At 70.7% G+C, this 23803-nt stretch carries 19 protein-coding genes; 9 read left to right on the top strand and 10 right to left on the bottom strand.

Annotated features, from left to right (window positions below; translation table 11 throughout):
• Positions 1–30: 30 nt before the first annotated feature.
• Positions 31–2628, top strand: coding sequence for a bifunctional FO biosynthesis protein CofGH (locus FKO37_RS16770; protein ID WP_255806992.1), 2598 nt, complete (start codon positions 31–33; stop codon positions 2626–2628).
• On the opposite strand, the gene FKO37_RS16765 is transcribed toward FKO37_RS16770, so the two are convergent.
• The 3 genes from FKO37_RS16765 to FKO37_RS16755 form a co-directional block, all read right to left on the bottom strand.
• Complete coding sequence (locus tag FKO37_RS16765; RefSeq protein ID WP_238604956.1) at positions 2629–3594, bottom strand: helix-turn-helix domain-containing protein; 966 nt, start codon at positions 3592–3594, stop codon at positions 2629–2631.
• 23 nt (positions 3595–3617) lie between these two features.
• Positions 3618–4580, bottom strand: coding sequence for an alpha/beta hydrolase fold domain-containing protein (locus FKO37_RS16760; protein WP_238604955.1), 963 nt, complete (start codon positions 4578–4580; stop codon positions 3618–3620).
• A gap of 100 nt (positions 4581–4680) precedes the next feature.
• Positions 4681–5742, bottom strand: a complete 1062-nt coding sequence (locus FKO37_RS16755; protein WP_238604954.1) for an FAD-dependent oxidoreductase — start codon at positions 5740–5742, stop codon at positions 4681–4683.
• A gap of 117 nt (positions 5743–5859) precedes the next feature.
• Between FKO37_RS16755 and FKO37_RS16750 the strand changes: the two genes are divergently transcribed.
• Positions 5860–6786 carry a TetR/AcrR family transcriptional regulator C-terminal domain-containing protein gene (locus FKO37_RS16750; protein WP_238604953.1) on the top strand — a complete coding sequence of 309 codons (927 nt, stop codon included), beginning with the start codon at positions 5860–5862 and terminating at the stop codon, positions 6784–6786.
• A 275-nt stretch (positions 6787–7061) separates the two neighbouring features.
• Here FKO37_RS16750 and FKO37_RS16745 read toward each other — a convergent pair whose 3' ends face one another.
• A complete protein-coding gene (locus tag FKO37_RS16745) occupies positions 7062–8393 on the bottom strand; it encodes an LVIVD repeat-containing protein (protein WP_238604952.1) in 1332 nt (443 codons plus the stop codon).
• A 101-nt stretch (positions 8394–8494) separates the two neighbouring features.
• Between FKO37_RS16745 and FKO37_RS16740 the strand changes: the two genes are divergently transcribed.
• Entirely contained in the window at positions 8495–9961 is a 1467-nt protein-coding gene (locus FKO37_RS16740) for an ABC transporter substrate-binding protein (protein ID WP_238604951.1), read from the top strand.
• On the opposite strand, the gene FKO37_RS16735 is transcribed toward FKO37_RS16740, so the two are convergent.
• Complete coding sequence (locus FKO37_RS16735; RefSeq protein ID WP_238604950.1) at positions 9958–10836, bottom strand: LysR family transcriptional regulator; 879 nt, start codon at positions 10834–10836, stop codon at positions 9958–9960. The genes FKO37_RS16740 and FKO37_RS16735 overlap by 4 nt on opposite strands.
• A gap of 71 nt (positions 10837–10907) precedes the next feature.
• On the opposite strand from FKO37_RS16735, the gene FKO37_RS16730 reads away from it, so the two are divergent.
• Positions 10908–11939: an SDR family oxidoreductase gene (locus tag FKO37_RS16730; protein WP_238604949.1), complete on the top strand. Its 1032-nt coding sequence runs from the start codon at positions 10908–10910 to the stop codon at positions 11937–11939.
• Here the strand turns inward: FKO37_RS16730 and FKO37_RS16725 are convergent.
• Positions 11923–12660 (bottom strand): SDR family oxidoreductase, encoded by a 738-nt coding sequence (locus FKO37_RS16725; protein ID WP_037820615.1) that lies wholly within the window; start codon positions 12658–12660, stop codon positions 11923–11925. The genes FKO37_RS16730 and FKO37_RS16725 overlap by 17 nt on opposite strands.
• A gap of 58 nt (positions 12661–12718) precedes the next feature.
• Between FKO37_RS16725 and FKO37_RS16720 the strand changes: the two genes are divergently transcribed.
• Positions 12719–13351 carry a class I SAM-dependent methyltransferase gene (locus FKO37_RS16720; RefSeq protein ID WP_134730547.1) on the top strand — a complete coding sequence of 211 codons (633 nt, stop codon included), beginning with the start codon at positions 12719–12721 and terminating at the stop codon, positions 13349–13351.
• A 45-nt stretch (positions 13352–13396) separates the two neighbouring features.
• Here the strand turns inward: FKO37_RS16720 and FKO37_RS16715 are convergent, their stop codons facing one another.
• Entirely contained in the window at positions 13397–15298 is a 1902-nt protein-coding gene (locus FKO37_RS16715) for a S8 family serine peptidase (protein WP_238604948.1), read from the bottom strand.
• Positions 15299–15461: 163 nt separating this feature from the next.
• Here FKO37_RS16715 and FKO37_RS16710 point away from each other — a divergent pair, with 163 nt between their 5' ends.
• Together FKO37_RS16710 and FKO37_RS16705 are read left to right on the top strand one after the other, a co-directional pair.
• Positions 15462–16655 carry an MFS transporter gene (locus FKO37_RS16710; protein ID WP_238604947.1) on the top strand — a complete coding sequence of 398 codons (1194 nt, stop codon included), beginning with the start codon at positions 15462–15464 and terminating at the stop codon, positions 16653–16655.
• A 37-nt stretch (positions 16656–16692) separates the two neighbouring features.
• Positions 16693–17193: a GNAT family N-acetyltransferase gene (locus FKO37_RS16705; RefSeq protein WP_308196532.1), complete on the top strand. Its 501-nt coding sequence runs from the start codon at positions 16693–16695 to the stop codon at positions 17191–17193.
• On the opposite strand, the gene lpdA is transcribed toward FKO37_RS16705, so the two are convergent.
• The 3 genes from lpdA to pip all read right to left on the bottom strand — a co-directional run bounded on the left by lpdA (position 17183) and on the right by pip (position 21013).
• A complete protein-coding gene (gene lpdA / locus FKO37_RS16700) occupies positions 17183–18568 on the bottom strand; it encodes a dihydrolipoyl dehydrogenase (RefSeq protein WP_037820608.1) in 1386 nt (461 codons plus the stop codon). The two genes, FKO37_RS16705 and lpdA, sit on opposite strands and share 11 nt — an antisense overlap.
• Before the next feature lie 191 nt (positions 18569–18759).
• Entirely contained in the window at positions 18760–19539 is a 780-nt protein-coding gene (locus tag FKO37_RS16695) for a lysophospholipid acyltransferase family protein (RefSeq protein WP_078870824.1), read from the bottom strand.
• Positions 19540–19594: 55 nt separating this feature from the next.
• On the bottom strand, positions 19595–21013 hold the full coding sequence (gene pip, locus FKO37_RS16690; RefSeq protein ID WP_037820606.1) for a prolyl aminopeptidase: 1419 nt from the start codon (positions 21011–21013) through the stop codon (positions 19595–19597).
• Between the two features lie 91 nt (positions 21014–21104).
• On the opposite strand from pip, the gene FKO37_RS16685 reads away from it, so the two are divergent.
• Positions 21105–21788: a response regulator transcription factor gene (locus FKO37_RS16685; protein WP_037820604.1), complete on the top strand. Its 684-nt coding sequence runs from the start codon at positions 21105–21107 to the stop codon at positions 21786–21788.
• Positions 21789–21793: 5 nt separating this feature from the next.
• Positions 21794–23059: a HAMP domain-containing sensor histidine kinase gene (locus FKO37_RS16680; protein ID WP_037820602.1), complete on the top strand. Its 1266-nt coding sequence runs from the start codon at positions 21794–21796 to the stop codon at positions 23057–23059.
• Positions 23060–23803: the final 744 nt, after the last annotated feature.

Below are 23803 nucleotides of genomic sequence, written 5' to 3'. Positions count from 1 at the left end.
TCGCGGCGGCCGGGTCCTAGCGTGGCGGGAATGGAGCCCGAAGCTGGCGTGACCACGCCCACCCCGTCGGCCATGCGCCGTGCGCTCGCCCGGGCGCGAGACGGGAAGACGCTCGACGTCGCCGAGGCGGCCGTGCTGCTGCACGCCCGCGGCGACGACCTCAAGACTTTGTCCGACCACGCCTCCCGCATCCGCGACGCGGGCCTCGAAGAAGCCGGTCGCGCCGGGATCATCACCTACAGCCGCAAGGTGTTCATCCCGCTGACTCGGCTGTGCCGGGACCGGTGCGGCTACTGCACCTTCGTCACCGTCCCCGGCAAGCTCGAATCGCCGTTCCTGTCGCCGGACGAGGTCCTCGACATCGCCCGCAAGGGCGCCGAGATGGGCTGCAAGGAAGCCCTGTTCACCCTCGGCGACCGGCCGGAGGACCGCTGGAAGGCCGCGCGCGAGTGGCTGGACGCGCACGGCTACGACGACACGCTGTCCTACGTCCGCGCGATGGCGATCCGGGTGCTCGAAGAGACCGGCCTGCTGCCCCACCTGAACCCGGGTGTCATGAGCTGGCAGGACTTCCAGCGGCTCAAGCCGGTCGCGCCGTCGATGGGCATGATGCTGGAGACCACCGCGCGCCGGCTGTGGAGCGAGAAGGGCGGGCCGCACTACGGCTCGCCGGACAAGGATCCCGAGGTCCGGCTGCGCGTGCTCGAGGACGCCGGCCGCAGCTCGGTGCCGTTCACCACCGGAGTGCTGATCGGGATCGGCGAGACGCACGAGGAGCGTGCCGACGCGCTGTTCGCGATCCGCAAGACCGCCCGCGAGTACGGCGGCATCCAGGAAGTCATCGTGCAGAACTTCCGGGCCAAGCCGGACACGAAGATGCGCGCGACCCCGGACGCTGACCTCGAAGAACTGGCCGCGAACATCGCCGTGGCCCGGCTGGTGCTGGGTCCGCGGATGCGCATCCAGGCGCCGCCGAACCTCATCGGCGACCAGTACGACCTGATGATCCGCGCGGGCATCGACGACTGGGGCGGCGTTTCACCGCTCACGCCGGACCACGTGAACCCGGAACGCGCGTGGCCGCAGATCGACCTGCTGGCGCGGCAGACCGAGAAGGCCGGTTTCGAGCTCCGCGAGCGGCTGACCATCTACCCGGAGTACGTGAAGCGCGGCCAGCCGTGGCTGGACCCGCGCGTCACGCGGCACGTCGCGGCGCTGGTCGACGGGGAGACCGGGCTGGCCCGCGACGGCGCGATGCCGGTCGGGATCCCGTGGCAGGAGCCGGACGGCGGCTGGCAGGAGTCCGGGCGCACCGATCTGCACACCGAGATCGACACCACCGGCCGCACCGAGGACCGCCGGGGCGACTTCGATTCGGTCTACGGCGACTGGAAAGAGATCGGCCGGAAGATCAAGACCGGACCGCAGCGGTTCGACACCGACATCCGGGATGCGTTGCGCAGCGCGGAAAAGGACCCCGCCGGGCTGTCCGACGACGCCGCGCTCGCCTTGCTGCACGCGGACGGGCCGGAGCTGGACGCGCTCACGAAACTGGCCGACGACCTGCGGCGCGAGGTGGTCGGGGACGACATCACGTTCGTCGTCACGCGGAACATCAACTTCACCAACGTCTGCTACACCGGTTGCCGGTTCTGTGCCTTCGCGCAGCGGAAGACCGACGCGGACGCGTACACGCTGTCGCTGGAGCAGGTCGGCGACCGGGTGGACGAAGCGTGGGCCGCGGGCGCGACCGAGATCTGCATGCAGGGCGGCATCCACCCGGATCTGCCGGGCACCGCGTACTTCGACCTCGCGGCCGAGGTGAAGCGGCGGCAGCCGGACATCCACCTGCACTCGTTCAGCCCGATGGAGGTCGTGAACGGCGCGTCGCGGACGAATCTGTCCATTCGCGACTTCCTGATCCGGGCGAAGGAGTCCGGAGTGGACTCGCTGCCGGGCACCGCGGCGGAAATCCTCGACGACGACGTCCGGTGGGTGCTCACCAAGGGCAAGCTGCCGACGGACGCGTGGATCGAGGTGGTCACCACCGCGCACGAGATCGGGCTGCCGACCACGGCGACGATGATGTACGGCCACGTGGACAACCCGAGCCACTGGGTCGGGCACCTGAAACTGCTGGCAAAACTGCAGCGCGAAGGCGTGGAACGCAACGGGCGGCGCGGGTTCAGCGAGTTCGTGCTGCTGCCGTTCATCCACCAGAGCTCGCCGATCTACCTGGCCGGGCTCGCCCGCGCGGGCACGACGCTGCGCGAGAACCGGGCGGTGCACGCGCTGTCGCGGCTGCTGCTGCACGGCACCTTCGACAACATCCAGAGTTCCTGGGTGAAGCTCGGCGAGGAAGGCAGCCGGGCGGTGCTGCAGGGCGGCGTCAACGACATCGGCGGCACGCTGATGGAGGAGACGATCAGCCGGATGGCGGGCGCGGCGAACGGGTCGTACAAGACGATCAGCGACATGCGCGCGATGGTCGAGCCGCTCGGGCGTCCGCTGCGGCAGCGGACCACGTCGTACGGAACGCCGACGGACGAGCGGATCGCCGCGGCTGCCGAGTCGGACGGGGTCGCGACGGCGGTGCGGAAGCCGTTGCTGCCGCTGCTCACCCCGTGATCAGCCGGTGCGGTGCAGCCGCCACAGCGCGATAGCCAGCTGCAACCGCAACCGGCCGGCGGGATCGCGCACTGGCCAGCCGAGCAGGTGCTCGGCGTGGGCCAGGCGCTCCTGCAGGGTCGAATGGTGCACTACCAGCGTGTTCGCGGCGCCGCGCAGACTCGGAGCGCCCGCGACGGCGACCAGCGTGGGCAACACCCACGGGGCCGCCGCGCGGGCGTGCTCCAGGGTGGCGACGTCCGCGACCGGTTTGGTGCGGGGTCCCACCGCGTCGGCAAGCACGGCCAGTCCGCCGAGTTCGGCGTAGTCCACAACGGACGGTCCTGGGTCGTCTTCGGCTGCGGTGAACCGGAAAGCCGTCCGGGCTTGTTCGCCGGACACCGGCAGGTCGGCCAGGTCCACGACAGTGCCAAGGCCGACCCGGGCCCGTTCCGGCGGAGTCCACTGTGGAGGGACGACCAGCGGGACCGCGTCGGTCACGACAGCTCGCGCGGTGGCGCCGAGCCCAAGCCGATGCGCGGCGCGAAGCCGGGTTCGTTCGTCCGCCGATGCGTCGAGCACCACTTCCACGGACGCCGGATCGACGACCCGGCCACGGGTGCGGTCCAGGACCGCCCGAGCTGCGGCCGACGCGCGTTCCAGCACCATCGCGTCCACCGGGCTCGCCGGGCCGGGCCGTTCTAGCCACAGCGCGACCGGCCCGTCGGGACGCACCGGAGCGGCGGGCCATTCCGGATCGGGCGGTCCGGCCGACGGCACGACGCGCCCGTCCGGTTCGACGCGGACGCGCACCCGGCGTTCGTCGTCGGCCAGCCGCGCGGGGCAGCCGGACAGCACCGCCGCCCCGCGCACGATCGGCTCGAGCCCGGCGCGGCCTTCGACCAGCCGGTCGAAATAGGCGATGACCTTGACCGTCTCGGCCGCGCCGGGATCGAGCGCGCTCAGATGCGTGACCAGCTCCCTCATCGGTCCATCATCGCTCGTCCGGTTCAGCCGAGCAGCCGCCGCAGCCACGGCGTCCGCTCGGCGCGGGCCTGCTGCGACAGCGCCGCCTGCGGAGCCGAGCCGTCGAAGCCGTGGAAGGCGCCGGGCCAGACGTGCAGTTCCGCCTGCACCCCGAACAGCCACAGCCGGTTCGCGTAGGCGATGACCTCGTCGCGGAAGGTCTCGGTGCTCCCGACGTCGAGGAACGCGGGCGGGAGGCCGGACAGGTCTTCGGCGCGCGCGGGCGCGGCGTAGGGCGACACGTCCGGGCCGCCGCGAGCGTCGCCGAGCAGCGCGGTCCAGCCGACGTGGTTCGCGGCGCGGTCCCAGCTGCCCATCTCGGCCATCTGGATCGCCGACGGCGAGTCGTTGCGGTCGTCGAGCATCGGGTACACGAGCAGCTGGCCGATCAGGTCCGGTCCGCCGCGGTCGCGGGCGAGCAGCGCCGTTCCCGCCGCGAGGCCGCCGCCCGCACTCGCGCCGCCGATCACGACGCGGGAGGAGTCGAAGCCGTACTCGGCGGCGTGCTTGACCGTCCATTCCAGGCCGGCGTAGCAGTCCTCGACCGGTGCCGGATGCGGATGCTCGGGCGCGACCCGGTAGTCGACGCAGACGAAGCCGAGGCCCAGTTCGGTCGCGTACTCCTTGAGGAAGTACAGGTCGCCGCCCTTGTGTCCGCCGATGATCATGCCGCCGCCGTGCAGCCAGTACAGCACCGGGACGTCGACCGCCCCGGCCGGCCGCGCGACGATCAGCGGGATCGGTCCGCGCGGGCCCTCGGCGTCCACTTCGGACACTTCGAGGGACCCGTCGGCGGTGATCTCCTCCAGCGAAATCTGCCGCTTCGCCGCGGCCGCGCGCACCGCCGGGATCGACTCGAGCGTCTTGATCGGCGGCCGCTCGGCCGCCAGCACTTCGAGCGCCGCGGCGAGCTCGGGGTCGAACGGGAGCGGCGGATAGGCGGTCATCGCGGGAGCCTCCAAGGAATCGGGGTGCGGGACCCATCCTCGCCGCCCGGGAGCCGGACCGGGCCAGCCGGGCGGCGGGAATCTCCCGCCAGCTGGCGGGTCAGCGGTCCAGGCTGATCGCGTTCTTCGCCCGCTCGACCGATTCCTCCGACGCGGGCCCGGCCGCGTTTTCCGTGGCCAGCGCCTGGTTCAGCTCGACGAACGGGCGCATCCGGGTCTCGTAGTCGGCGGCGGAGTCCGCCAGGACGTACGCGCCGACCAAGGCGAGGCTCGTGCCCTGCCCGGACAGCACGGACGCGCAGTACCCGGCGTCGCCCACCAGCGCGACCCGGCCGGTCGTCCAGCGGTCGAGATGGATCTGGAGCATGGCGTCGAAGAAGAAGGTCTCGGAGTCTTCCATGGCTTTGACCAGCTCGGGCACCGGACCGCCGACCTCGCACAGCCGGTCCGCGATGAGCTTCTTCTGCTCCGCGACGTCCCGGATCTCGCGGTACTCCGGTTCGGCGAAGCCGAGCGTCACCCGGATCTCCTCGTTGCCCGGCACCGGGTAGACCGCGCCGCCGACGCCCTCGCCCTGGAACCAGACCTGCCAGTCCTCGAGGCCGACGGTGTTGGCCGCCGGGAAAACAGCCAGGTACTGGCCGAGGTAGCGGCGGAACTGGTCCTCCGGGCCGAACGCGAGCCGCCGAACCGCCGAATGCGCGCCGTCCGCGCCCACGATCAGGTCGAACGTGCGCGGCTGCGCCTTGGCGAACTCGACCCGGCCGGACTCGGCGTCGAGCGCGGTGATCTCGTCGCCGAAGCGGAACTCGACATCGGCGGCGTCGTGCAGCAGCTCGACCAGGTCGTCGCGGAGGATCTCGATGTCCGCGCTGTCGAGCCGGCCGCTGCTGAACGTGCGTTCCTCGGAACGGAACACCTCGTTGCCGGACGCGTCCAGCATGGACATCCCGCGCATCCGCGTGCGCTTGGCGCGGACCTGCTCGCCGATGCCCATCCGCTCGATGACCTCCAGCGCGACCCCGCGGATGTCGATCGCCTGACCTCCGCTGCGCAACCCCTCGGCGCGCTCCACGACCGTCACGTCGTAGCCGCTGCGGCGCAGCCAGTAGGCCGACGCGCAACCAGCGACTCCCGCGCCGCAAACCAGTGCTTCAGGCATGTCCTCACCCCTCGGTACGGTGCATCATTACCCTGATGAACCTGCCGTGACCTGCCTTCCGCCGCCAAAACTGACCTAGTACAGATGACCCGCTGACCTAGTACAGACAGGACCCCGATGCCGACCGAGCCGCCGTACCTCCGCATCGCCGCCACGCTGCGGGACGAGATCTCGCAGCTGCCGCCGGGCGCGAAGGTGCCTTCGACGCGTCAGCTGGCTTCGACGCACGGCGTCGCGAACGCCACCGCCGCCAAGGCGCTCGACGTGTTGCGCCGCGAGGGCGTGCTCCGTGCTGAACCGCGGTCGGGTTATGTCGTCGCCGGTCAGCAGGCTGAGACTGAGGCGAAGCGACCAGTGTTGACCCGGGATCGGTTGGTGCGCGCGGCAATCGCCATCGCCGACGCGGAAGGTGTCGCGGCTCTGTCGATGCGCGGACTCGCCGCGCGGCTGGGTGTTCCGGCGATGGCGCCGTACCGGTATCTGTCCGGAAAGGACGAACTGGTCTTCCTGATGGCGGACACGGTCTACGGCGAAACCGGTTACCCGGCACGGGAACCGGAGGGGTGGCGGGCGCAGTTGGAGCTGTCGGCGCGCACGCTGTGGTCCGTGCACCGGCGGCATCCGTGGCTGGCGCATCTCGTCCCGCTCACCCGGCCCTGGCCGCTGCCGAACCTGGCGGCGCACAACGAACGCGCGCTGGCCGCGTTGTCGGTCTTCGGCCTGAACGCGGCTGACCTGTGCGATCTGAATGTGTTGTTCTACAACCACATCCAGGGCACGGCGATCCATCTGGAACGCGAGCGGCACGCGATGGGGGCGACCGGGATCACCGAGGACCAGTGGATGGAGACGCAGGCGCGGGGATACGCGGCGCTGACCGGGTCCGGGCGGTATCCGGTGCTGGCGCGGATGGTGGCGGACCTTGCCGAGGGGTACGACCTCGATCTGGACCACCTGTTCGAGATCGGACTGCAGGCGCTGCTGGACGGGCTGGCTGTCCGATATCCGGTTGGTGGGGCGGGTTCCGGACGGCAGAATCAGTGAGCGTGATCCGCCTAGTCCCGACCGTCCGCGAGCGCAGGTATCTCGACTTCGAAATCGACCTCCGCAGCAAGTTCCTCCGCGAACTGGCGGGCCGCTGAGCGGTCAAGCGTGGGCATGAACACCGATGCGGCCGAGCGGTACGTCCCGGGCCAAGGCGCCGAGCATGTCCCGCGAGACCCCCAACTTGCCGTAGACCCACGACCGAGGCGGTTCCAGGAGCCCCTGCTGCCGCTCATCGAGGCCCGGTTGGACCGCGGTGCGCGGCTGACCCGCCGCTAAACGGCGAGCTTCAGGATGTCGATCCCCCGCTTGTTGTCCGCCACGTACACGTACCCGTCGTGCCAGTACGGCGCCCACGAAGCCGCGTCCGCCGGGCGGAAGTACGCGATCTGCGTCGGGTTCGACGGGTCGCTCACGTCGAGGAATCGCGTGCCCTGCGCGTAAAACGACTGCACCAGCACGTGCCCGCGCAGGTCGAAGTAGTGCGCCGAGCAGTCGTCGGACACCGGGTCGCTGCCTTCCTGCCCGGCGACGCTCCAGGTGCCGATGCTGCGCATCCGGAACGGCTTCTCCGGCGTCGACCGCCAGCCTTCGCCCTGGTACGAGCCGTCCAGCGAGGAAATGGTCAGGACGCCGTCGCCCGCGCAGCCGGGGAGGAAGCTTTCCTCGGTGGCGTACACGAGGTCGTGCCCGCGCCAGGCGCCGTCGTCGCGGGAGCCGACCGGGTGGAAGCTGTTGTGCAGGAACTTCGACGGCGCCGCGGTTTCCGACACTCCGCCGCCCGCGTACGGCACCGGCTTGAGCGCGCTCGCCAGGCGGTAGCGGTTCTGCACCGGGTCGCGATGGAGGCCGGACGTCCAGTAGCCGCGCACGCCGCCCGCGCCGGACACCCACGCGACGCCCATCTTGTCGACCTGCACGTCGTGCACGTAGTCGGTTTTGCCGTCGTTGCGGGCGAGTTCGATCGGGTCCGGGTGCACCTTCGGGGCGCGCGGGTTGCGCACGTCGGTGACCCAGATCGGCCTGCCGCCCCAGTCCGCGGGCTGGTCGTCGGCCTTCGCCGGGCCGCCGGTCCAGAGATAGCGGCAGTCGTCGACGCAGCTGGTGGTGTGGCCCGCCGGGACCTTGACGTAGCTGAGGATCTCCGGTTTCTCCGGACGCGCCACGTCGACCACGTAGATGCCGGACTCGCCGGTGTGCGTGTTGCCCTTGAACGCGCGCGGGTCCCGGGACAGGAACACGAGCTTGCGTTTCGCGTCGACCTCGGTGTCCTCGGTTTCCCACAGCCCGGGCAGGCTCAGCTCGCCGATCGCGCGGGGCTTCGCCGGATTGTCCGTGAGGTCGTACACCTTCAGGCCGAACTGGCCGGACACGACCATCACGTCGCGTTTGCCGTAGCTGAGGAAGTTCGCCGAAATGGCCCCTTGCGCGTCGGGCACGTTGCCGACCGGCCGCACGCCCTTGACCGCGCCCGGATCGCCGAGGCTGTGCTTCGCTTCGGTGACCGGCTTGTCGTCCTCGCACGCCGCGGCGGGCAATCCGGTGGCGACGAGCGTCGCCGCCGCGGTCGCGATCGCCAGTCCGGAGCGAATCCACCAACGGCGCACGCGAAACCTCCAAGAGACCCCAGTGTGACTGAAGTACTTTAAGACGGTCCCTAACCGGACACAACCGCCTTTCGTTGCTTTCCACCTGGTAATAAGACAGCATGCGATCGCGTCTGCTGGTCCCGCTCACGCTCGCCGCCGTCGTCGCGGCCGGTCTCTCCGGCTGTTCGTCGTCGGCCGAACCCGCCCGGCCCGGCGTCCTGTCGGTCGGCCTCGGCGAACCCGGCACGCTGCTGCCCGCCGACGTCACCGATCCGTCCGGGCGGCTCGTCACCGGCGCGTTGTGGACTCCGCTCGCCGATTACGATCCGGCCAGCGGAAAAGTCACCCCGCGCGCGGCCGAGTCGATCACCAGCACCGACCGGGTGACCTGGACCGTCCGGTTGCGGCCCGGGAAATTCCACGACGGCACGCCGGTCACCGCGCAGTCCTATGTGGACACCTGGAAGGCGATCGCGGGTCACCACTGGGCAAGTACACCGGTGCTCACGAAGTCCTTGCGGGCCAAGGAGATCACCGCAGTCGACGAGAAGCAGTTGCGGATCGTGCTCGACCGGCCGTCGAATCAGGTGCCCGCTTGGTTGTCCGCGCCCGGGCTCGTGCCGCTGCCCGCGTCGGTGCTGAAATCGCGCGACTGGAACGGGTTCGCCCGCCATCCGATCGGCAACGGCCCCCTGCGACTGGAGGGCGACTGGCAGTCCGGCTCCGGCGGCAAGCTCGTCCGGGTCGCCGCGGATCCGGGCCGGGCGAAGGAAATCGAGCTGCGCGTCGGCAATCCGGCGGAGCAGTACGACGAGGTCAAGGAGGGCAAACTCGACGTCGCCACGTCTGTCCCGGGCGACCGGCACGAGGCGATGCACGCCGATTTCGCCGACCGGCACGCGATGTGGGCGCTCCCCCGCGCCGGCTACCTGGTGTTTTCCGCCGAGGCAACGCGATTCGCCGATCCCGCGGTGCGGCACGCCTTCGCGCTCGGCACCGACCGCGCCGCACTGGAATCCGGTCCGCTCGCGCACCAGGCGGACGCGGCCAAGGGACTGCTGCCGCCGGCGGTCGCGCCCGGCGAACGGTCTGGGAACTGCCGTCCGTGCACTTTCGACGGTCCGGCCGCCAAATCCCTGCTGGACCAAGCCGGATTCACCGGCGACGCGGCCGTGTACTACGACAGCTTCGACGGCACCTGGCCGCAGGCGTTGGCCGCGGGCCTGTCGAAGAGTCTGGGAATTTCGGTTACCGCACAGCGTAAAGCCACCGGAGGCAAGCCGACCGGTCCGTCCGCGCTGGAGGTCAAGGCGGTCTCGCCGAGCCCGGCCGACCTCCTCCACACGCTCGCGGACGCCGCCGGTTACACCGATGCCGGATTCGCCGCCGATCTCAATTCCGCCGAAACCACCGCGTCACCGGAAGAAGCCGCGCAGCTGTTCCGGGTCGCCGAGAACCAGGCGCTGCGCGATCTTCCGGCGATTCCACTGTGGACCGCGCATGGCCACGCCGTCTGGTCCGCCCGGGTCCACGACGCGGTGACGACGCCGTTCGCCGGAATCGACCTGACCCGGCTGCGCGACTAAACCCGCGCGTGTTGCGCCAGCACTTCGCCGAACGCCGCCGTCAACGGATCCGGCTCGCTGCGACCGTAAGCGACCAGCTCTCGCCGGATCGGTTTGCCCGGGCGCAAAACCCGGCCGCTGAACTCGGCGGGGAGCACGTTCGCCGGAACCAGCGCGGGCCCCAATCCGGCCGCCGCGAGCAACGGTGCGGCGGCGGTCTGTTCCGTGCGCACCGCGGGTCGCGGCCGGAATCCTGCTTCTGCGCAAGCGGCGTCGAGAAGTTCGGCTAAGCCGTGGCCGGGCGCGTAGTGCACCCACGCGCAGTCGGCAAGGTCAGCCAGGTCGACCGTACCGTCCGAAGTGGACTCCGTGGCGCCGTCGGCCGGGAGCACGACGACGAACTCCTCGGTGCCCAGCGTCCGCACCGGGCCCGTCCACCCGGCCGGACGCGGACCGATCGCGAGATCCGCTTCTCCGGCCAGCATCGCGTCGCGCAGTTCATCGGCATGGCGGTACTCGAAAAGCCGCACGTCGACGTCCGGCCGTTCGCGCCGCCACACCCGCAGCGCCGGCGGCAGCACCCCGAGGCTCACCGAGTAGACCGTGGCGACCAGCAGTTCTCCGGCTACCTGGCCGGAAGCCTGTCGCGCGGCGCACCGGGCACGTTCGGCGTCGGCGAGCGCGGCGCGGGCGTGCGGCAGCATCGCGCGCCCCATCGGCGTGAGCCGGACCGAACGCGGCAACCGTTCCAGCAACGGCCCGCCGACGCTGTGCTCCAGCGCCCGCATCTGATGCGACAGCGCGGGCTGCGTCACGTGCAGCTGCTCGGCGGCCTGGGTGAACGAACCGGTGTCGACCACCGTGACCAGGTACTCGAGCTGCCTAAGGCTTGTCATAAGCATAGTTTATCGAAGCGGTGAGAAGTAAGCCTTGGACTCATCGCGCGAGCGAGGTCAGGATCGGAGACATGAGCAGCACACGCGTGGCCCTCGTGGCCGGGGCCAACGGGATCATCGGCCGGAAACTCATCTCCCACCTGCGGACTCTCGACGGCTGGGAGGTGCTCGGGCTCTCCCGGCGCGGCGGACCGGGCAGCCTCGCCGTCGACCTGCTCGACCCGGCGGGCACCCGGGCGGCGCTGGCCGGCGTCGGCGCGACGCACCTGTTCTACGCGGCCTACCAGGACCGGCCGACGTGGGCGGAACTCGTGCCGCCGAACGTCGCGATGCTGGAGAACCTGGTGAACGGCCTCGACGAAGGTCCGCTGGAGCACGTCAGCCTGATGCAGGGCTACAAGGTCTACGGCGCGCACCTCGGCCCGTTCAAGACTCCCGCCCGCGAGGCCGACGCCGGACAGCACATGCCGCCGGAATTCAACGTGGACCAGCAGAAGTTCCTCGAACGCCGAGCCGCGGCAGGAGGCTGGTCGTGGTCGGCGATCCGGCCGTCCGTGGTCGGCGGGACGACGCTCGGCAACCCGATGAACCTCGCGCTCGTGATCGCGGTCTACGCGTCGATCTCGAAGGAACTCGGCCTGCCGCTGCGCTTTCCCGGCAAGCCCGGCGCGTACGACAGCCTGCTGGAGATGACGGACGCACAGTTGCTCGCCGAGGGCACAGTGTGGGCGGCGACGTCCAGTCAGAACGAAGCGTTCAACATCGCCAACGGTGACCTCTTTCGCTGGCGAGAGCTGTGGCCGAAGCTGGCCGCGTACTTCGACCTCGAAGTCGCTTCGCCGTTGCAGCTGCCGCTGACGACCGTGATGGCCGATAAGGAACCGCTGTGGACCGAGATGGCGGCGAAGCACGGCCTCACTGCTTCGTACGCCGACGTCTCTTCGTGGGCCTTCGGCGACTTCGTGTTCTCGTGGGGCTACGACATGTTCGCGGACACGTCGAAGTCACGCCGCGCCGGTTTCCACTCCTATGTGGACACTGAGCAGATGTTCTACCGGCTGTTCGACGAGTTGCGCCGCGACCAGGTCATCCCCGGCCGATGAACGGCATCGTGGTGGCGGTGATGGTGAGGAACTGGACGTTGGCGTCCAGCGGCAATCCCGCCATGTAGAGCACCGCGTCGGCGACGTGGCCCGCGTCGAAGGTCGGCTCTGCGAGCAGCCGCCCGTCGGCCTGCGGGATGCCCGCGGCCATCCGCTCGGTCATCTCGGTGGCCGCGTTGCCGATGTCGATCTGTCCGCACGCGACGTTCCAGGCGCGGCCGTCGAGCGAAATCGACCGGGTGAGACCGGTGACGGCGTGTTTGGTGGCCGTGTAGGCGACGCTCGCCGGACGGGGCGCGTGCGCGGAGATCGAGCCGTTGTTGATGATCCGGCCGCCCTGGGGGTCTTGGTCGCGCATCAGCCGCACGGCCTGCTGCGCGCACAGGAACATGCCGGTGAGGTTCGTGTCGACGGTGCGCCGCCAGTCCTCGACGGACAGATCCGCGACGGTGCCGCCGAGCGACACCCCGGCGTTGTTCACCAGCAGATCCAACCGGCCCCATTCGCTGCGCACGGCCGAGAAAAGCGCCTCCACCGAAGCCGGGTCGGCGACGTCCGCGGGCACGACCAGCGCGTTCGCGGCGGAACCGGCCGTCTCGCGCAGGGCCTCCTCGCGACGTCCGGCGAGCGCGACCCGGTAACCCGCGTCGAGCAGCGCACCGGCGATCCGGCGGCCCAGTCCGGAACCGGCCCCGGTGACCACGGCGGTCTTCTCCGACATGTCGGCCTCCTCAAAGTCCGTTCGCCCGCACGTTGCCATATCGCGGCACACTGGGTTCATGGGACCACGTGACACGCTGCTCGCCGGGTTCGCCAAACAGCTGGGCCATCCGCGGGGCCGGGCCGGACAGGCTGTCGTCCGGCTGCTCAACAACGTCAACCGCGGGCCGGTCACCGGAGCGGTCGAAGCGCTGGAGATCCGCCGCGGCGAAACCGCGCTGGACCTGGGTTTCGGCGGCGGTCTCGGCCTGGACCTCCTGCTGCGCGCGACCGAAGGCGGCACCGTGCACGGCGCGGAGATCTCCGAAACAGCGCTGGCCCGGGCGCGGCGGACGTTCCCGAAGAACCTCGCCGCCGGACGGCTGGTGCTGCACCAGGCCGGAATGGCCGAGCTTCCGCTTGGCGACGGGACGATCGACGCGGCGCTGACCGTCAACACCGTCTACTTCATCCCCGACCTGGTGCCCGCGTTCGCCGAGGTCGCGCGGGTGCTCGCGAACGGCGGCCGGTTCGTCGTCGGCATCGGAGATCCCGCGATGATGCGCGAAATGCCCTTCACCAGCCACGGTTTCCGGCTGCGGCCGCCGGAAGAGATCGAGAAGGCGCTCGCGGACGCGGGGCTGGAACTGCGCCGCCACGACCGGCTCGGCGACGGGCCGAGGGCGTTCCACCTGCTGGTCGCCGGACGCTGAAAAGGGCGGGCTCCCCGGTCGAGGAGCCCGCCCTTTCCGCAACCGCTACTTCTTCGGCACGCCCAGCGCGGCCAGCGCCGGACCCGCCATGATCACGCCGTTGCCGGTCACCGCGTCGAATCCCGGTGCGCCGAGGTCGATCGCGCTCGACACCAGCGCGGTGCGGACGTCCGCCGGGGTCGCGGCCGGCTTGCCGGACAGCAGCAGCGCCGCGATCGCCGCCGCGTGCGGGGCGGCCGCCGAGGTCCCGTAGAACGGCTGGAAGCCGGCGACCGAGGTGGCCACGCCGTCGGCCGCGGTGATGTCCGGCTTCGCCCGGGTCGCGCCGCCGGTCGAGGACACGTTGCCCGGGGTCAGCTCGGTGCCGTCGGCGTTGTAGAAGAGGTGCCGCTGGCCGTCGGAGGTGAAGCGCTCCCACTTGCTGGCCGAGGTGAACAGGCCGGGGTACGGGCCGGCCGGGTTCGCCGGGTCGCCGGTCTCCAGCGGACGGCCGAACGCGGTCGCCGCCGGGGCCGCGGCCACCGAGAACGCCGCTGCCGCCGCCGAGTGGCCCGAGGTCACGCCCGCGGTGCTGAAGCCCTTGAGCGAACCGGAGTCGACGAACCGGCCGCGGATCACGTTCAGCGCGAAGAACCGGTCCGCGCCGCTGTACTTGACCACCGCGACGCGGTAGCCGGAGCCGGACGTCGGCACGGTCAGGCTCTCGTACGGGTTCTGCGAACCGTCCTGCGAGTTGGCGCTGGAGGCGACGACGCCGCCGGAAGCGTTGAGCAGGAACAGGTCGTAGTCATTGGCCGAATGGCCCCACGGGTCCGACCAGAACAGCGTCACCGGCCTGCCGAGCGAACCCGGCGAGAGCGGGTCGGTCGTCTGCACGCCGCTGCCCGGGTCGAAGTCGTGCGGGGTGCCGGTGACGCCCGGCAGCGCGGTGCTGGACGAACGGAAGTCGCCCTCGTAGTAACCGCTGGTGCCGTCGGTGAGGTTGCCGGAGTTGCCCGCGGAGGAGAAGTAGAGCGCGCCGGCCGCGGTCACGTCGTTGACCGCCTGCGCGACCTGCGTGTCCTGGAACGGCGACTCGTCGAAGTACGCGACGTCGTCGACGATCACCGTGCACTTGCCGGTGCTGCGCAGCGCGCGGATGTTGTCCGCGAAGCTCGACTCGCTGGTGAACGCGGTCGCGAAACCGAGCGTCGCGCCCGGGGCGAGGTCGTGGACGATCTCCAGCATCGCGGTGCCCTCGTCGCCGCTGCCGGCTTGGCCGGGCAGCACGTCGACGGCGGGAAGTTCGCCCGCGTCCTGCGACTTCTTCAGCGAGTTGACGCCGTCGGAAAGCACGCAGACCTTCACGCCGGTGCCGTTCACGCCATATTGCGTGCGCGCGGTGTCGGCGCCGTGGGTCTTGTCCCCTTCGGACACCTGCACGGCGGCGACGGCCTTCTTGGCCAACTGCCGGCGCTGCGCGTCGGGCTCGTTCCAGGTCATCGCCTGCGTCGCGGGCTGGACCTGGCGGACGTCGCCGCGCGCCGCGATCCGGTCCACCGCGTTGAGCGGCAACTGGGCGCGAACCGAGCCATTGGACGAGGTGGACTGCACGGTGCCGCCCGCGGCACGCACGGCCTTCGCGATCGCGGCTCCGGCAGTACCGGCGATGTCGACCGAAACCGTGCCGGCCTGGGTGACCGGCAGACCGGTGCGGTAATCCGGCAGCAGCGCGGCGAGACCGCGGTCCGCGCGCAGGCGCTTCTCCACGACCAGCTGGCTGGACTGCTTCCGCTCGGCCGGGGTGAGGGTCTTCTTGATCCCCTGCAACGCGCTGATCCCCGTCCCAGCGCGCGCGTTCGCCGCGTCCGCCGCCGACGGCTGCGCGACGGCGACCCCGCTCCCGGCGAGCACCACCCCGACCGCGAGGGGCACCGAATACGCGGCTACCCGGCTCGTTCTTCTCATGACAACTCCTGTCCTCGCCCCCGGCCACCCACTGTGGTCACGTGAATCTAAATAGCGACCGCGGCCAATACCACCGACCAAAGTGGTATCTGCCCGGATGGCCCACCTGGTGAGACGTCAACGGGCGCTTCCCGGCCCGAAGCGGAGCTGGCACTCTGCTCTCGTGGCGAACCTGGGGAGGGATTTCGCGCGGCTGTGGGCTGCGTACGCGATCAGCACGGCAGGCAGCACGGTCGGCGCGGGTGCCCTCGGACTCGTCGCGGTGCTCGTGCTCGACGCTCCCGCGTGGCAGGTTTCCCTGATCACCGCCATCTCGGCCGCCGCCAGCGCGGTCCTCGCTTTCCCGCTCGGGCCTCGCGTCGAATTCGCCCGGAAGCGTCCCGCGATGATCACCGGAGACCTGATCCGCTGTGCCGCGCTGGCGAGCGTGCCGCTGGCGGCTGCGCTGCACGTGCTGACCATGCCGCAGCTCTATGCGGTCGACATCGTCGTCGCCACCGCGGCCGTCATCTTTTCCGCAGCCAGCGGCGCACACCTCAAAGCCCTTGTCGCGCCGGACGAACGGGCTGTCGCCTTGAGCCGCTTCGAAAGCACCGACTGGGTCTGCTGGTCGGCCGGCCCACCCTTGGGCGGCGTCTTGATCAGTGGATTGGGCGCGACCGCGACGATGCTCATCGACGCGTTCTCGTTTCTGCTGTCCGCACTCGGAATCCGTCGTCTGCGTACGCCGGAACCACCGCCTGCGGTTGCTTCCGGGCCCGCTCGCCGCGGATTCACCGACGGATGGCGTTTCCTGCTGCGCAGCCCTGAACTGCGGCCGCTGTTCTTCAACTCCGTGTTGTTCAGCGGCGCGGTTCTTTGGGTCACGCCGCTGCAAACCGTGCTGATGTTGCGGGATCTCGGCTTCGCGCCTTGGGAATACGGGCTGGTGCTCGGCGTTCCCTGCCTTGGCGGGCTACTCGGCGCGCGGCTCGCGCCGACGCTCAGCTCCCGGTACGGCGCGCGGAAAGTGTTGCTCTGGACCAGTTTCGCGCGTACTCCGTGGCTGCTCGCCGCTCCGTTCGCCTTTCCCGGACCGGCCGGAGTCGTTCTGCTGATCGCCGCGGACTTCGGGCTGTTGCTGGTGGCGGGCATCTTCAACCCGACCTATTCGGCGTACCGGCTGTCGCTGATCGACGACACCGTCCTGACGCGGACACTCACCGCCTGGTCCACCGGAACCCGCACCGCCAAACCCATTTTCATCACCCTCGGCGGGATCGCCGCCGGAGTGGTCGGCGTGCGCTTCTCGCTGGGGATCGGCGCCGTGCTCTGTCTGCTCAGCGCCGCCGCGTTGCCCGCCCGCCGGAGCCGATGATCAGTTTTTGTCGGTGGTGCAGGTTACCGTGGCTGCCATGTTCAAGATCGACCGCGCGGCCGCTGCCGACGCCGCCGCGCTCACCGACCTCATGCACGCCTCGTCGGCCTACCAAGGCCAGTACGCCTCGATCCTGGAGGGATACGCCGTCACGCCGGATTACCTGCGCCAGCACCAGGTTCTGGTCGCCCGGGGCCCGTCCGGGCGAGTGGGTTTCGCCGCGCTCGCCGACGCGGAACTGGACCTGCTGTTCGTCGCCGACGAAGCGCAGGGAACCGGGCTCGGTGCCCGGCTCGTGCAGCGAGTCCTCGAGCTGGCAGCGGAAAACGGGCTGACCGAGGTGCGCGTGGTGTCGCATCCGCCCGCGGTGAAGTTCTACGAACGCATGGGCGCCCGGCAGATCGGGACCGTCCCGCCGAAACCGCCGAAGATCTCGTGGTCCCGGCCGGAACTGGTGTTCTCCCTGTCCGGAAACGACAGCGCCCCGGACCGCGAAACCACCGCGGGCCAGGGCGACCGTCGAGGAATCAGAAGTTGATCATATGACCAGCCAGTCCGTGCACCGCTTCCTTCACCGCCTCGCCCAGTGTCGGGTGCGCGTGCACGTTGCGCGAAACCTCGTGCACCGTAAGGTCCCACTGCTGCGCCAGCGTCAGCTCCGGCAGCAGCTCCGTGACGTCCGGGCCGATGAGGTGCGCGCCGAGCAGTTCGCCGTACTTCGCGTCGCTCAGCACCTTCACGAAGCCCGCCGCGTCGCCGAGGCCGTGCGCCTTGCCGTTGGCCGTGAACGGGAACTTCGACACCTGCACGTCGAAGCCCTTCTCGCGCGCCTGCTCCTCGGTCCAGCCGAAGCTCGCGATCTGCGGCTGGCAGTAGGTCGCGCGCGGGATCATCACGAAGTCCAGTTCCATGGTCTCCGCGCCGGCGATCGTCTCCGCCGCCACGATGCCCATCGACTCCGACGCGTGCGCCAGCATCAGCTTCGCCGTCACGTCGCCGATCGCGAACAGGTGCGGCACGTTCGTCCGGCCGCGGCCGTCGATCGCGATCGCGCCGCGCTCGGTCAGCTCGACGCCGGTGTTCTCCAGGCCGTAGCCCTCCACGTTCGGCCGGAACCCGATGGCCTGCAACACCTTGTCGGCCTCGAGCACCTGCTGCTCGCCGTCCTTCGACACGGTCACTGCCACCTTGGCTCCCGAGTCGTCGATCGACTCGACCTTGGTGCCCAGCAGCACCTTGATCCCCAGCTTGCGGTAGCGCTTGGCCAGCTCGGCCGACACCTCGGCGTCCTCGAGCGGCACCATCCGGTCGAGGAACTCGACGATCGTCACGTCCACGCCGTAGTTGCGCAGCACGTAGGCGAACTCGACGCCGATCGCGCCTGCCCCGGCGATCACGATGCTGCCCGGCAGCTCGCTTTCGAGGATCTGCTTTTCGTAGGTGACCACGCGCTCGCTGCGCTGCGTGCCCGGCAGCAGCCGGGCCGTCGCGCCGGTGGCGATGATGCCGTAGGTGAAGGTGATGCGCTCGCCGTTGACCTCGAGGGTGTTGGCGTCCACGAAGGTGCCGCGCCCGTTGTACTCGGTGATCTTGTTCTTCTTCATCAGGAAGTGCACGCCCTTGACGCGCCCGTCCGCGACCTTGCGGCTGCGCTCGTACGCCGCGGCGTAGTCGAACCGGATCTCCCCGTCGGAGGAGATGCCGTAGGTCTTGGCCTCCTCCTTCACCGTGTGCGCGAGCTCGGCGTTGCGCAGCAGCGCCTTCGAAGGGATGCAGCCGACGTTGAGGCACACCCCGCCCCAGTACTTCTCTTCCACGACCGCCACGCTCAGGCCCAGCTGCGAAGCCCGGATCGCCGCGACGTACCCACCGACTCCGGCCCCGAGGACCACCACGTCATAGTCTGCGCTCATACCGTTGAAACTACCTCCCGCGCCCGCTCGGGGCGGCGTGACGGCGCCCGCTTTCCGCCCGGCCGCCGCTCGTCCTGGGCGGCCCGCCCGCTGCTGCGGCGCGTCCTCCGCCGTCTGATCCGCGGCGAAACCTTTTCCAGTGCAACCGGATCGTCCACAGTGGCACCCGCGGGTACCGCGGAGTCCGCCGGTCAGACAGGCGGGCGCACGCCCCGGATCCCGGCGAGCAGCTCGGTCACCGCGGTCATGATCCGCGCGGTCGCCTCCTCCAGCACGTCCCTGGTCAGCTCCCGCCCGCGCAGGTCGGCGAGGTCCACCGGCTCGCCGGCGACGAATTCGATCTTCCGCCGCGGCAGCACGCGCGGGAACCAGGAACCGGCGGGCAGCAGTTCGTGCGTGCCCCAGTTCGCGACCGGGATCACCGGCACGCCGGTCTCCAGCGCGATGCGCGCCGCGCCGGTCTTGCCCTTCGCCGGCCAGCCGTCCGGGTGCGCGGAGAGCCCGGCCTCCGGGAAGATCGCGACGCATTCGCCCGCCCGCACCGCGGCGACGGCGTCGCGGTACGCGCCCGCGGCGGTCGGCGCGCCGCGGTGGACCGGGATGTGCTTGCCCGAACGCATCACCGACTTGATCACCGGGGCGTTCCACAGGCTCGCCTTCGCCAGGTACCGCGGCACCCGGCCGGAGCCGAGGCAGAAGGCGGTGAGCGTCGTCGGGTCGGCGTTCGACAGATGGTTGGAAGCCACCACGACCCCGCCCGATTGCGGGATGTTCCGCGCGCCGCGCACGCGGAAGCGGCTCGTGAGGGCGAGCAGCTGCCACACGACCTCGATCGCGAAGTGGTACCAGGCGCCCCGTCCGGAGCGGGCGAAGCGCCTGCCGTACCTCTGCATGCCGCGGAAGCCGAGCAGCTCCCCTTCGAGCGGGGTCCAGTGGTCCCGGGTCCGGGTGCGCAGCGCCATGAGCGTCATTCGTAGCGGAAGACGCTCCGGTTCGGTGCCGCGCGACCTCAGGACGCGGCGGGAATCACACCCGCTCGAGCACCACCACGGGGATCTCGCGGTCGGTCTTCTTCTGGTAGTCGTTGTAGGCGGGCCACACCGCGGCGAGCTTGTCCCACAGCCGGGCGCGTTCCTCGCCGGTCGCGGTCCGGGCGCGCGCGGTGAACTTGTCCGCCCGCACCTGCACGCGGACCTCGGGGTTCTCCTGCAGGTTCAGGTACCAGCCGGGGTGGTTCGGCGCGCCGCCCTTCGACGCGACGATCACCGGGTTGCCGTCGTCCTCCTGGTAGATCAGGGCGAACTTGCGGTCCTGCCCGGTCTTGCGCCCCTTCGTGGTGAGCACCAGCGTCGGCACGCCCTCCTGCCAGTCGTGCCCGACCTCCCCGTCGGTCTCCTCGTAACGGCGAACGTGCTCGTCACCGAACAGCATGCGGATTTCCTTTCGTTCGACTTCCGCGCTCGACAGCCCGGACCTGCCCTCCCACCCTGCCGCGAACCGGTCGGTCGCGCTGATCAGCTCGTGCAGCGTGCCCGGTTCGTCGAAGGCGTGCCCGGCGTCGCCGATCATCTTCAGCTCGGCGCCCGGCAGCACCTGCGCGAGTTCCCAGGCGGTGGTGGCGGGAGTGACCACGTCGTACCTGCCCTGCACCAGAACGCACGGGATGCCCGACAGCTTCCCGGCCCCGCGGATCAGCTGGTCCGGGGCGAGCCAGCCGCCGTGGCGGAAGTAGTGGTTCTCGATCCGCGCGATCGCGAGCGCGAACTCCGGCTCGGCGAACGCCGCCACCACCTCTTCCCGCGGGGTGAACTTCACCGTCTCGCCCTCCCACCGGCTCCACGCGAGCGCGGCGGGCCCGTGCACCTTGGGGTCCGGGTGATTCAGCAGTTCGTGGTACACCTCGAGCAGGTCGCCGCCGCGGCGCGCGTACGGCACCGGCGCGAGGAACCGCGACCACGCCTCCGGGAACACGCACGCCGCGCCCCCGCCGAAGAGCCACTGCACTTCCTTGAGCCGGAGCGTCGCGACACCGCGCAGGATCAGCTCGGTCACCCGCTCCGGATGGGTCTCGGCGTAGGCGAGCGCGAGCACGCTGCCCCACGAGCCGCCGAACAGCTGCCAGCGGTCGATGCCGCGGTCCTCGCGCAGCTGCTCCATGTCGGACACCAGGTGCCAGGTCGTGTTCACCGAGAGGTCGACGTCCGGTTCGCTGCAGTGCGGCGTGCTCCGGCCGCAGCCGCGCTGGTCGAACAGCACGATCCGGTAGCGCTCCGGGTCGAACAGCCGCCGGTGCCGCGCGGACGCGCCGCCCCCGGGCCCGCCGTGCAGGAACGCGACCGGTTTGCCTTCGGGATTGCCGCATTCCTCCCAATACAGCGTGTTGCCGTCGCCGACCGGCAGCATCCCGTGGTCGTACGGATCGAGTTCCGGGTACAGACCGAGCATGCAGCCACTATGCCCGACCTCGGCCGCGTCCCGCTGGGGGTCCACTGTGGACGTGCGGACGCGGCCGGGATGCTCCGGTTAGGCTTCCCGCATGGCGAAGGTACTGGTGGTGGAGGACGACGCGGCGATCGGCAGCGTCCTCGACTCCGCGCTGCGCGGGCACGGCCACACAGTGCAATGGTGCCGGGACGGCCGGAGCGCGCTGCGCGAGACGGCGGCCGATCTCGTGCTGCTGGACCTGGGCCTCCCGGACGTCGACGGCGTCGAGGTGTGCCGGCGGCTGCGTTCGGCCCTGCCGGGCGCGGTGCTGGTGATCCTTACCGCGCGGGCGGACGAAATGGACGTCGTGGTCGGGCTCGAAGCTGGCGCCGACGACTACCTCACCAAGCCCATCCGGCTGGCCGAACTGCTCGCCAGGGTGCGCGCGCACCTCCGCCGGGGAGCGCCCGCCGCGCCGTCGACGCCGGTCGTCCGGATCGGCGCGCTGGAGGTCGACATCGCGAGCAGGCGGGTCAGCCTGAACGGCCGCGAGGTCGTGCTGCGGGCACGCGAGTTCGACCTGCTCGCTCGGCTGGCCGTCCAGCCGGGGCAGGCGGTGAGCCGGGACACGCTGATGTCGGACGTGTGGGATTCGCACTGGCACGGCTCCACCAAGACGCTCGACGTGCACATCGCCGCGCTGCGCCGCAAGCTCGCCTCGGCCGCCGAGTCGCCGTACGAGGTGCCGAGGATCGCCACCCTGCGCGGGCACGGATACCGGTTAGAGGGGGACTGAACGGGGTGCGCCGCCGGATCGTGACGCTCACCGTCCTCGCGGCGGTCCTGGCCACGAGCCTGTTCGGGCTGCCGCTCGCCGTCGGTGCGCTGTGGTACTTCCGCACGCACACCACGGCCGCGCTGGAGCGGGCCGCCGACGGGACAGCCGTCGTCGTGTCCGACGCGCTCGCCGCCGGCGAGCGCTTCCAGATCCCGGACAACGAGGACGGCGCGGAGGTCGGCGTCTACGACCCGAAGGGCCACCTCCTCGCCGGGGAGGGCCCGCCCACCGCGGACGACGTCGTGCGCGGGGTCGCCGTGACCCGCAGCGACATGCTGAACCAGAAGGTCGGCGACGAGGACGTGCTGGCCGTCCCGGTGCTGACCGGCGCCCGGCTCACCGGCATCGTGCGCGCGGCGCTCCCCCGCTCGGCGCTGACCCGCGACGTCGGCATCACCTGGCTGGTGATGGCCGGCTGCGCGATCGGCGCGGTGCTCGCGAGCTGGCTGGTGGCCCGCCGGATCGCCGCCCGGCTGACCCGTCCGCTGGAAGACCTGGCCTGCACGGCGGCCCGGCTAGGCGAAGGCGACTTCTCCGCCCGGTCCCGGCGTTCGGCGATCCCGGAGATCGACCGCGTCGGCGCCGCCCTGGACGTCACCGCGACCCGCATCGGCGAAACCCTGGAACGGGAACGCGCTTTCTCCGCCGAAGCCTCGCACCAGCTCCGCACCCCGCTGGCCGGACTGCGCCTGCAACTGGAATCCGCGCTGGAAACCCCCGGCCGAGACCCGTACGCGGCCGTGCGCGCCGGAATCACCGCCGCCGACCGCTTGGAAAGGACCGTCGAAGACCTGCTCGCGCTGTCCCGGGAACGCCGCACCCCTCGCGACGAGCTGGACCTTTCCGCCCTCCTGACGGAATTGACCGACGTCCCGCTGCCCGACCACCGCGAACTGCGCCTGGAGATCACCGACCCGCCCCCAGTCCGCGCGTCGGCCCCCGCGGTGCGGCAGGTGCTGGCCGTCCTGCTGGACAACGCGGTGAACCACGGCGAAGGAACCATCACCGTCCGAGCCCGAGACGCCGGCGGCGCCCTGGCCGTGGACGTCGTCGACGAAGGCCCGGACCTGGGCGAACGAGACCCGTTCTCCGACCACACCCCCGGCGGGCACGGCATCGGCCTCCGCCTGGCGAGAAGCCTGGCCGAAGCCGAAGGCGGCCGGTTGCGCCTGTCGCGCCCCGATCCGCCGACGTTCACCTTGCTGCTTCCGGAAGCTCCCGCCTCCTGACCAGCCCTTGCCGGGCGGTGCAGTGCTTGCTCTCGCGCAGCGTCCGCGGCATGCGGCCGGAGCAGTTGCCCTCCGCGCCAAGATCCGCACGCCGCAGACGACCGGGTGCTGCTCTCCCGGCTCACCGCCAGGCAACACCGCACGCCTCACCCGCCGCCACTGACCGCAGAATTCCTCGCCCGCCCCCGCGACCAGCCCCGATCACGGAGCTGCCCCGATCCGCCGGAACCGCAACCCAGCCCCGCCCATCACTCCGGACACCTCCGCTAAGCAGCACGCGGGCACGCGCCACGGCACCCGCGGCCCAGCTTCATTCACTTCCCCAGCCCCATGCGAGGGGCCGCAGCCACGACGACGGCCCTGCCCGCATCCCAGCGATGCCGACCCCCGGCCCGCCGCTCACAGCCACCCCAGCGATGCCCACCCCGGCCCGCCGCCCACGGCCGCCCTAGCAGGGCCTCGAGCAACCGCCCGGCCCCGCATCCTCCTCAGCCTCATCCCGAGCAACTCCGGATAACCCAGCCCTGAACTGCGCAAACAAACCCGCCACCCCAGCCCCCGCACCCCGATCACTTACAGTCATCGACGGCCCGCAACCCCACCCACCCCCGGCAGCAACCCCCGCAGAAACCGACCTCGAGAGCGCAATGAATCACCTGTCACCACCAGCAATCCACAACACATCTCGGTTCTCGGGGCAATTTTCGATCGATACCGTGGCTCGAAGTCGACAGTGGCGTCACA

Origin of the sequence: Amycolatopsis sp. Poz14 (assembly GCF_006704225.1) — a bacterium.
GTDB lineage: Bacteria > Actinomycetota > Actinomycetes > Mycobacteriales > Pseudonocardiaceae > Amycolatopsis > Amycolatopsis nivea.
Note: the sequence above shows the minus strand (reverse complement) of the source record. Positions and strands in the feature narration are given on the sequence as shown.

Coding starts and splice junctions, on each gene's coding strand:
- FKO37_RS16770 (WP_255806992.1), top strand. CDS start 31: ATGGAGCCCGAAGCTGGCGTGACCACGCCCACCCCGTCGGCCATGCGC.
- FKO37_RS16765 (WP_238604956.1), bottom strand. CDS start 3,594: ATGAGGGAGCTGGTCACGCATCTGAGCGCGCTCGATCCCGGCGCGGCC.
- FKO37_RS16760 (WP_238604955.1), bottom strand. CDS start 4,580: ATGACCGCCTATCCGCCGCTCCCGTTCGACCCCGAGCTCGCCGCGGCG.
- FKO37_RS16755 (WP_238604954.1), bottom strand. CDS start 5,742: ATGCCTGAAGCACTGGTTTGCGGCGCGGGAGTCGCTGGTTGCGCGTCG.
- FKO37_RS16750 (WP_238604953.1), top strand. CDS start 5,860: ATGCCGACCGAGCCGCCGTACCTCCGCATCGCCGCCACGCTGCGGGAC.
- FKO37_RS16740 (WP_238604951.1), top strand. CDS start 8,495: ATGCGATCGCGTCTGCTGGTCCCGCTCACGCTCGCCGCCGTCGTCGCG.
- FKO37_RS16735 (WP_238604950.1), bottom strand. CDS start 10,836: ATGACAAGCCTTAGGCAGCTCGAGTACCTGGTCACGGTGGTCGACACC.
- FKO37_RS16730 (WP_238604949.1), top strand. CDS start 10,908: ATGAGCAGCACACGCGTGGCCCTCGTGGCCGGGGCCAACGGGATCATC.
- FKO37_RS16725 (WP_037820615.1), bottom strand. CDS start 12,660: ATGTCGGAGAAGACCGCCGTGGTCACCGGGGCCGGTTCCGGACTGGGC.
- FKO37_RS16720 (WP_134730547.1), top strand. CDS start 12,719: ATGGGACCACGTGACACGCTGCTCGCCGGGTTCGCCAAACAGCTGGGC.
- FKO37_RS16715 (WP_238604948.1), bottom strand. CDS start 15,298: ATGAGAAGAACGAGCCGGGTAGCCGCGTATTCGGTGCCCCTCGCGGTC.
- FKO37_RS16705 (WP_308196532.1), top strand. CDS start 16,693: ATGTTCAAGATCGACCGCGCGGCCGCTGCCGACGCCGCCGCGCTCACC.
- lpdA (WP_037820608.1), bottom strand. CDS start 18,568: ATGAGCGCAGACTATGACGTGGTGGTCCTCGGGGCCGGAGTCGGTGGG.
- FKO37_RS16695 (WP_078870824.1), bottom strand. CDS start 19,539: ATGACGCTCATGGCGCTGCGCACCCGGACCCGGGACCACTGGACCCCG.
- pip (WP_037820606.1), bottom strand. CDS start 21,013: ATGCTCGGTCTGTACCCGGAACTCGATCCGTACGACCACGGGATGCTG.
- FKO37_RS16685 (WP_037820604.1), top strand. CDS start 21,105: ATGGCGAAGGTACTGGTGGTGGAGGACGACGCGGCGATCGGCAGCGTC.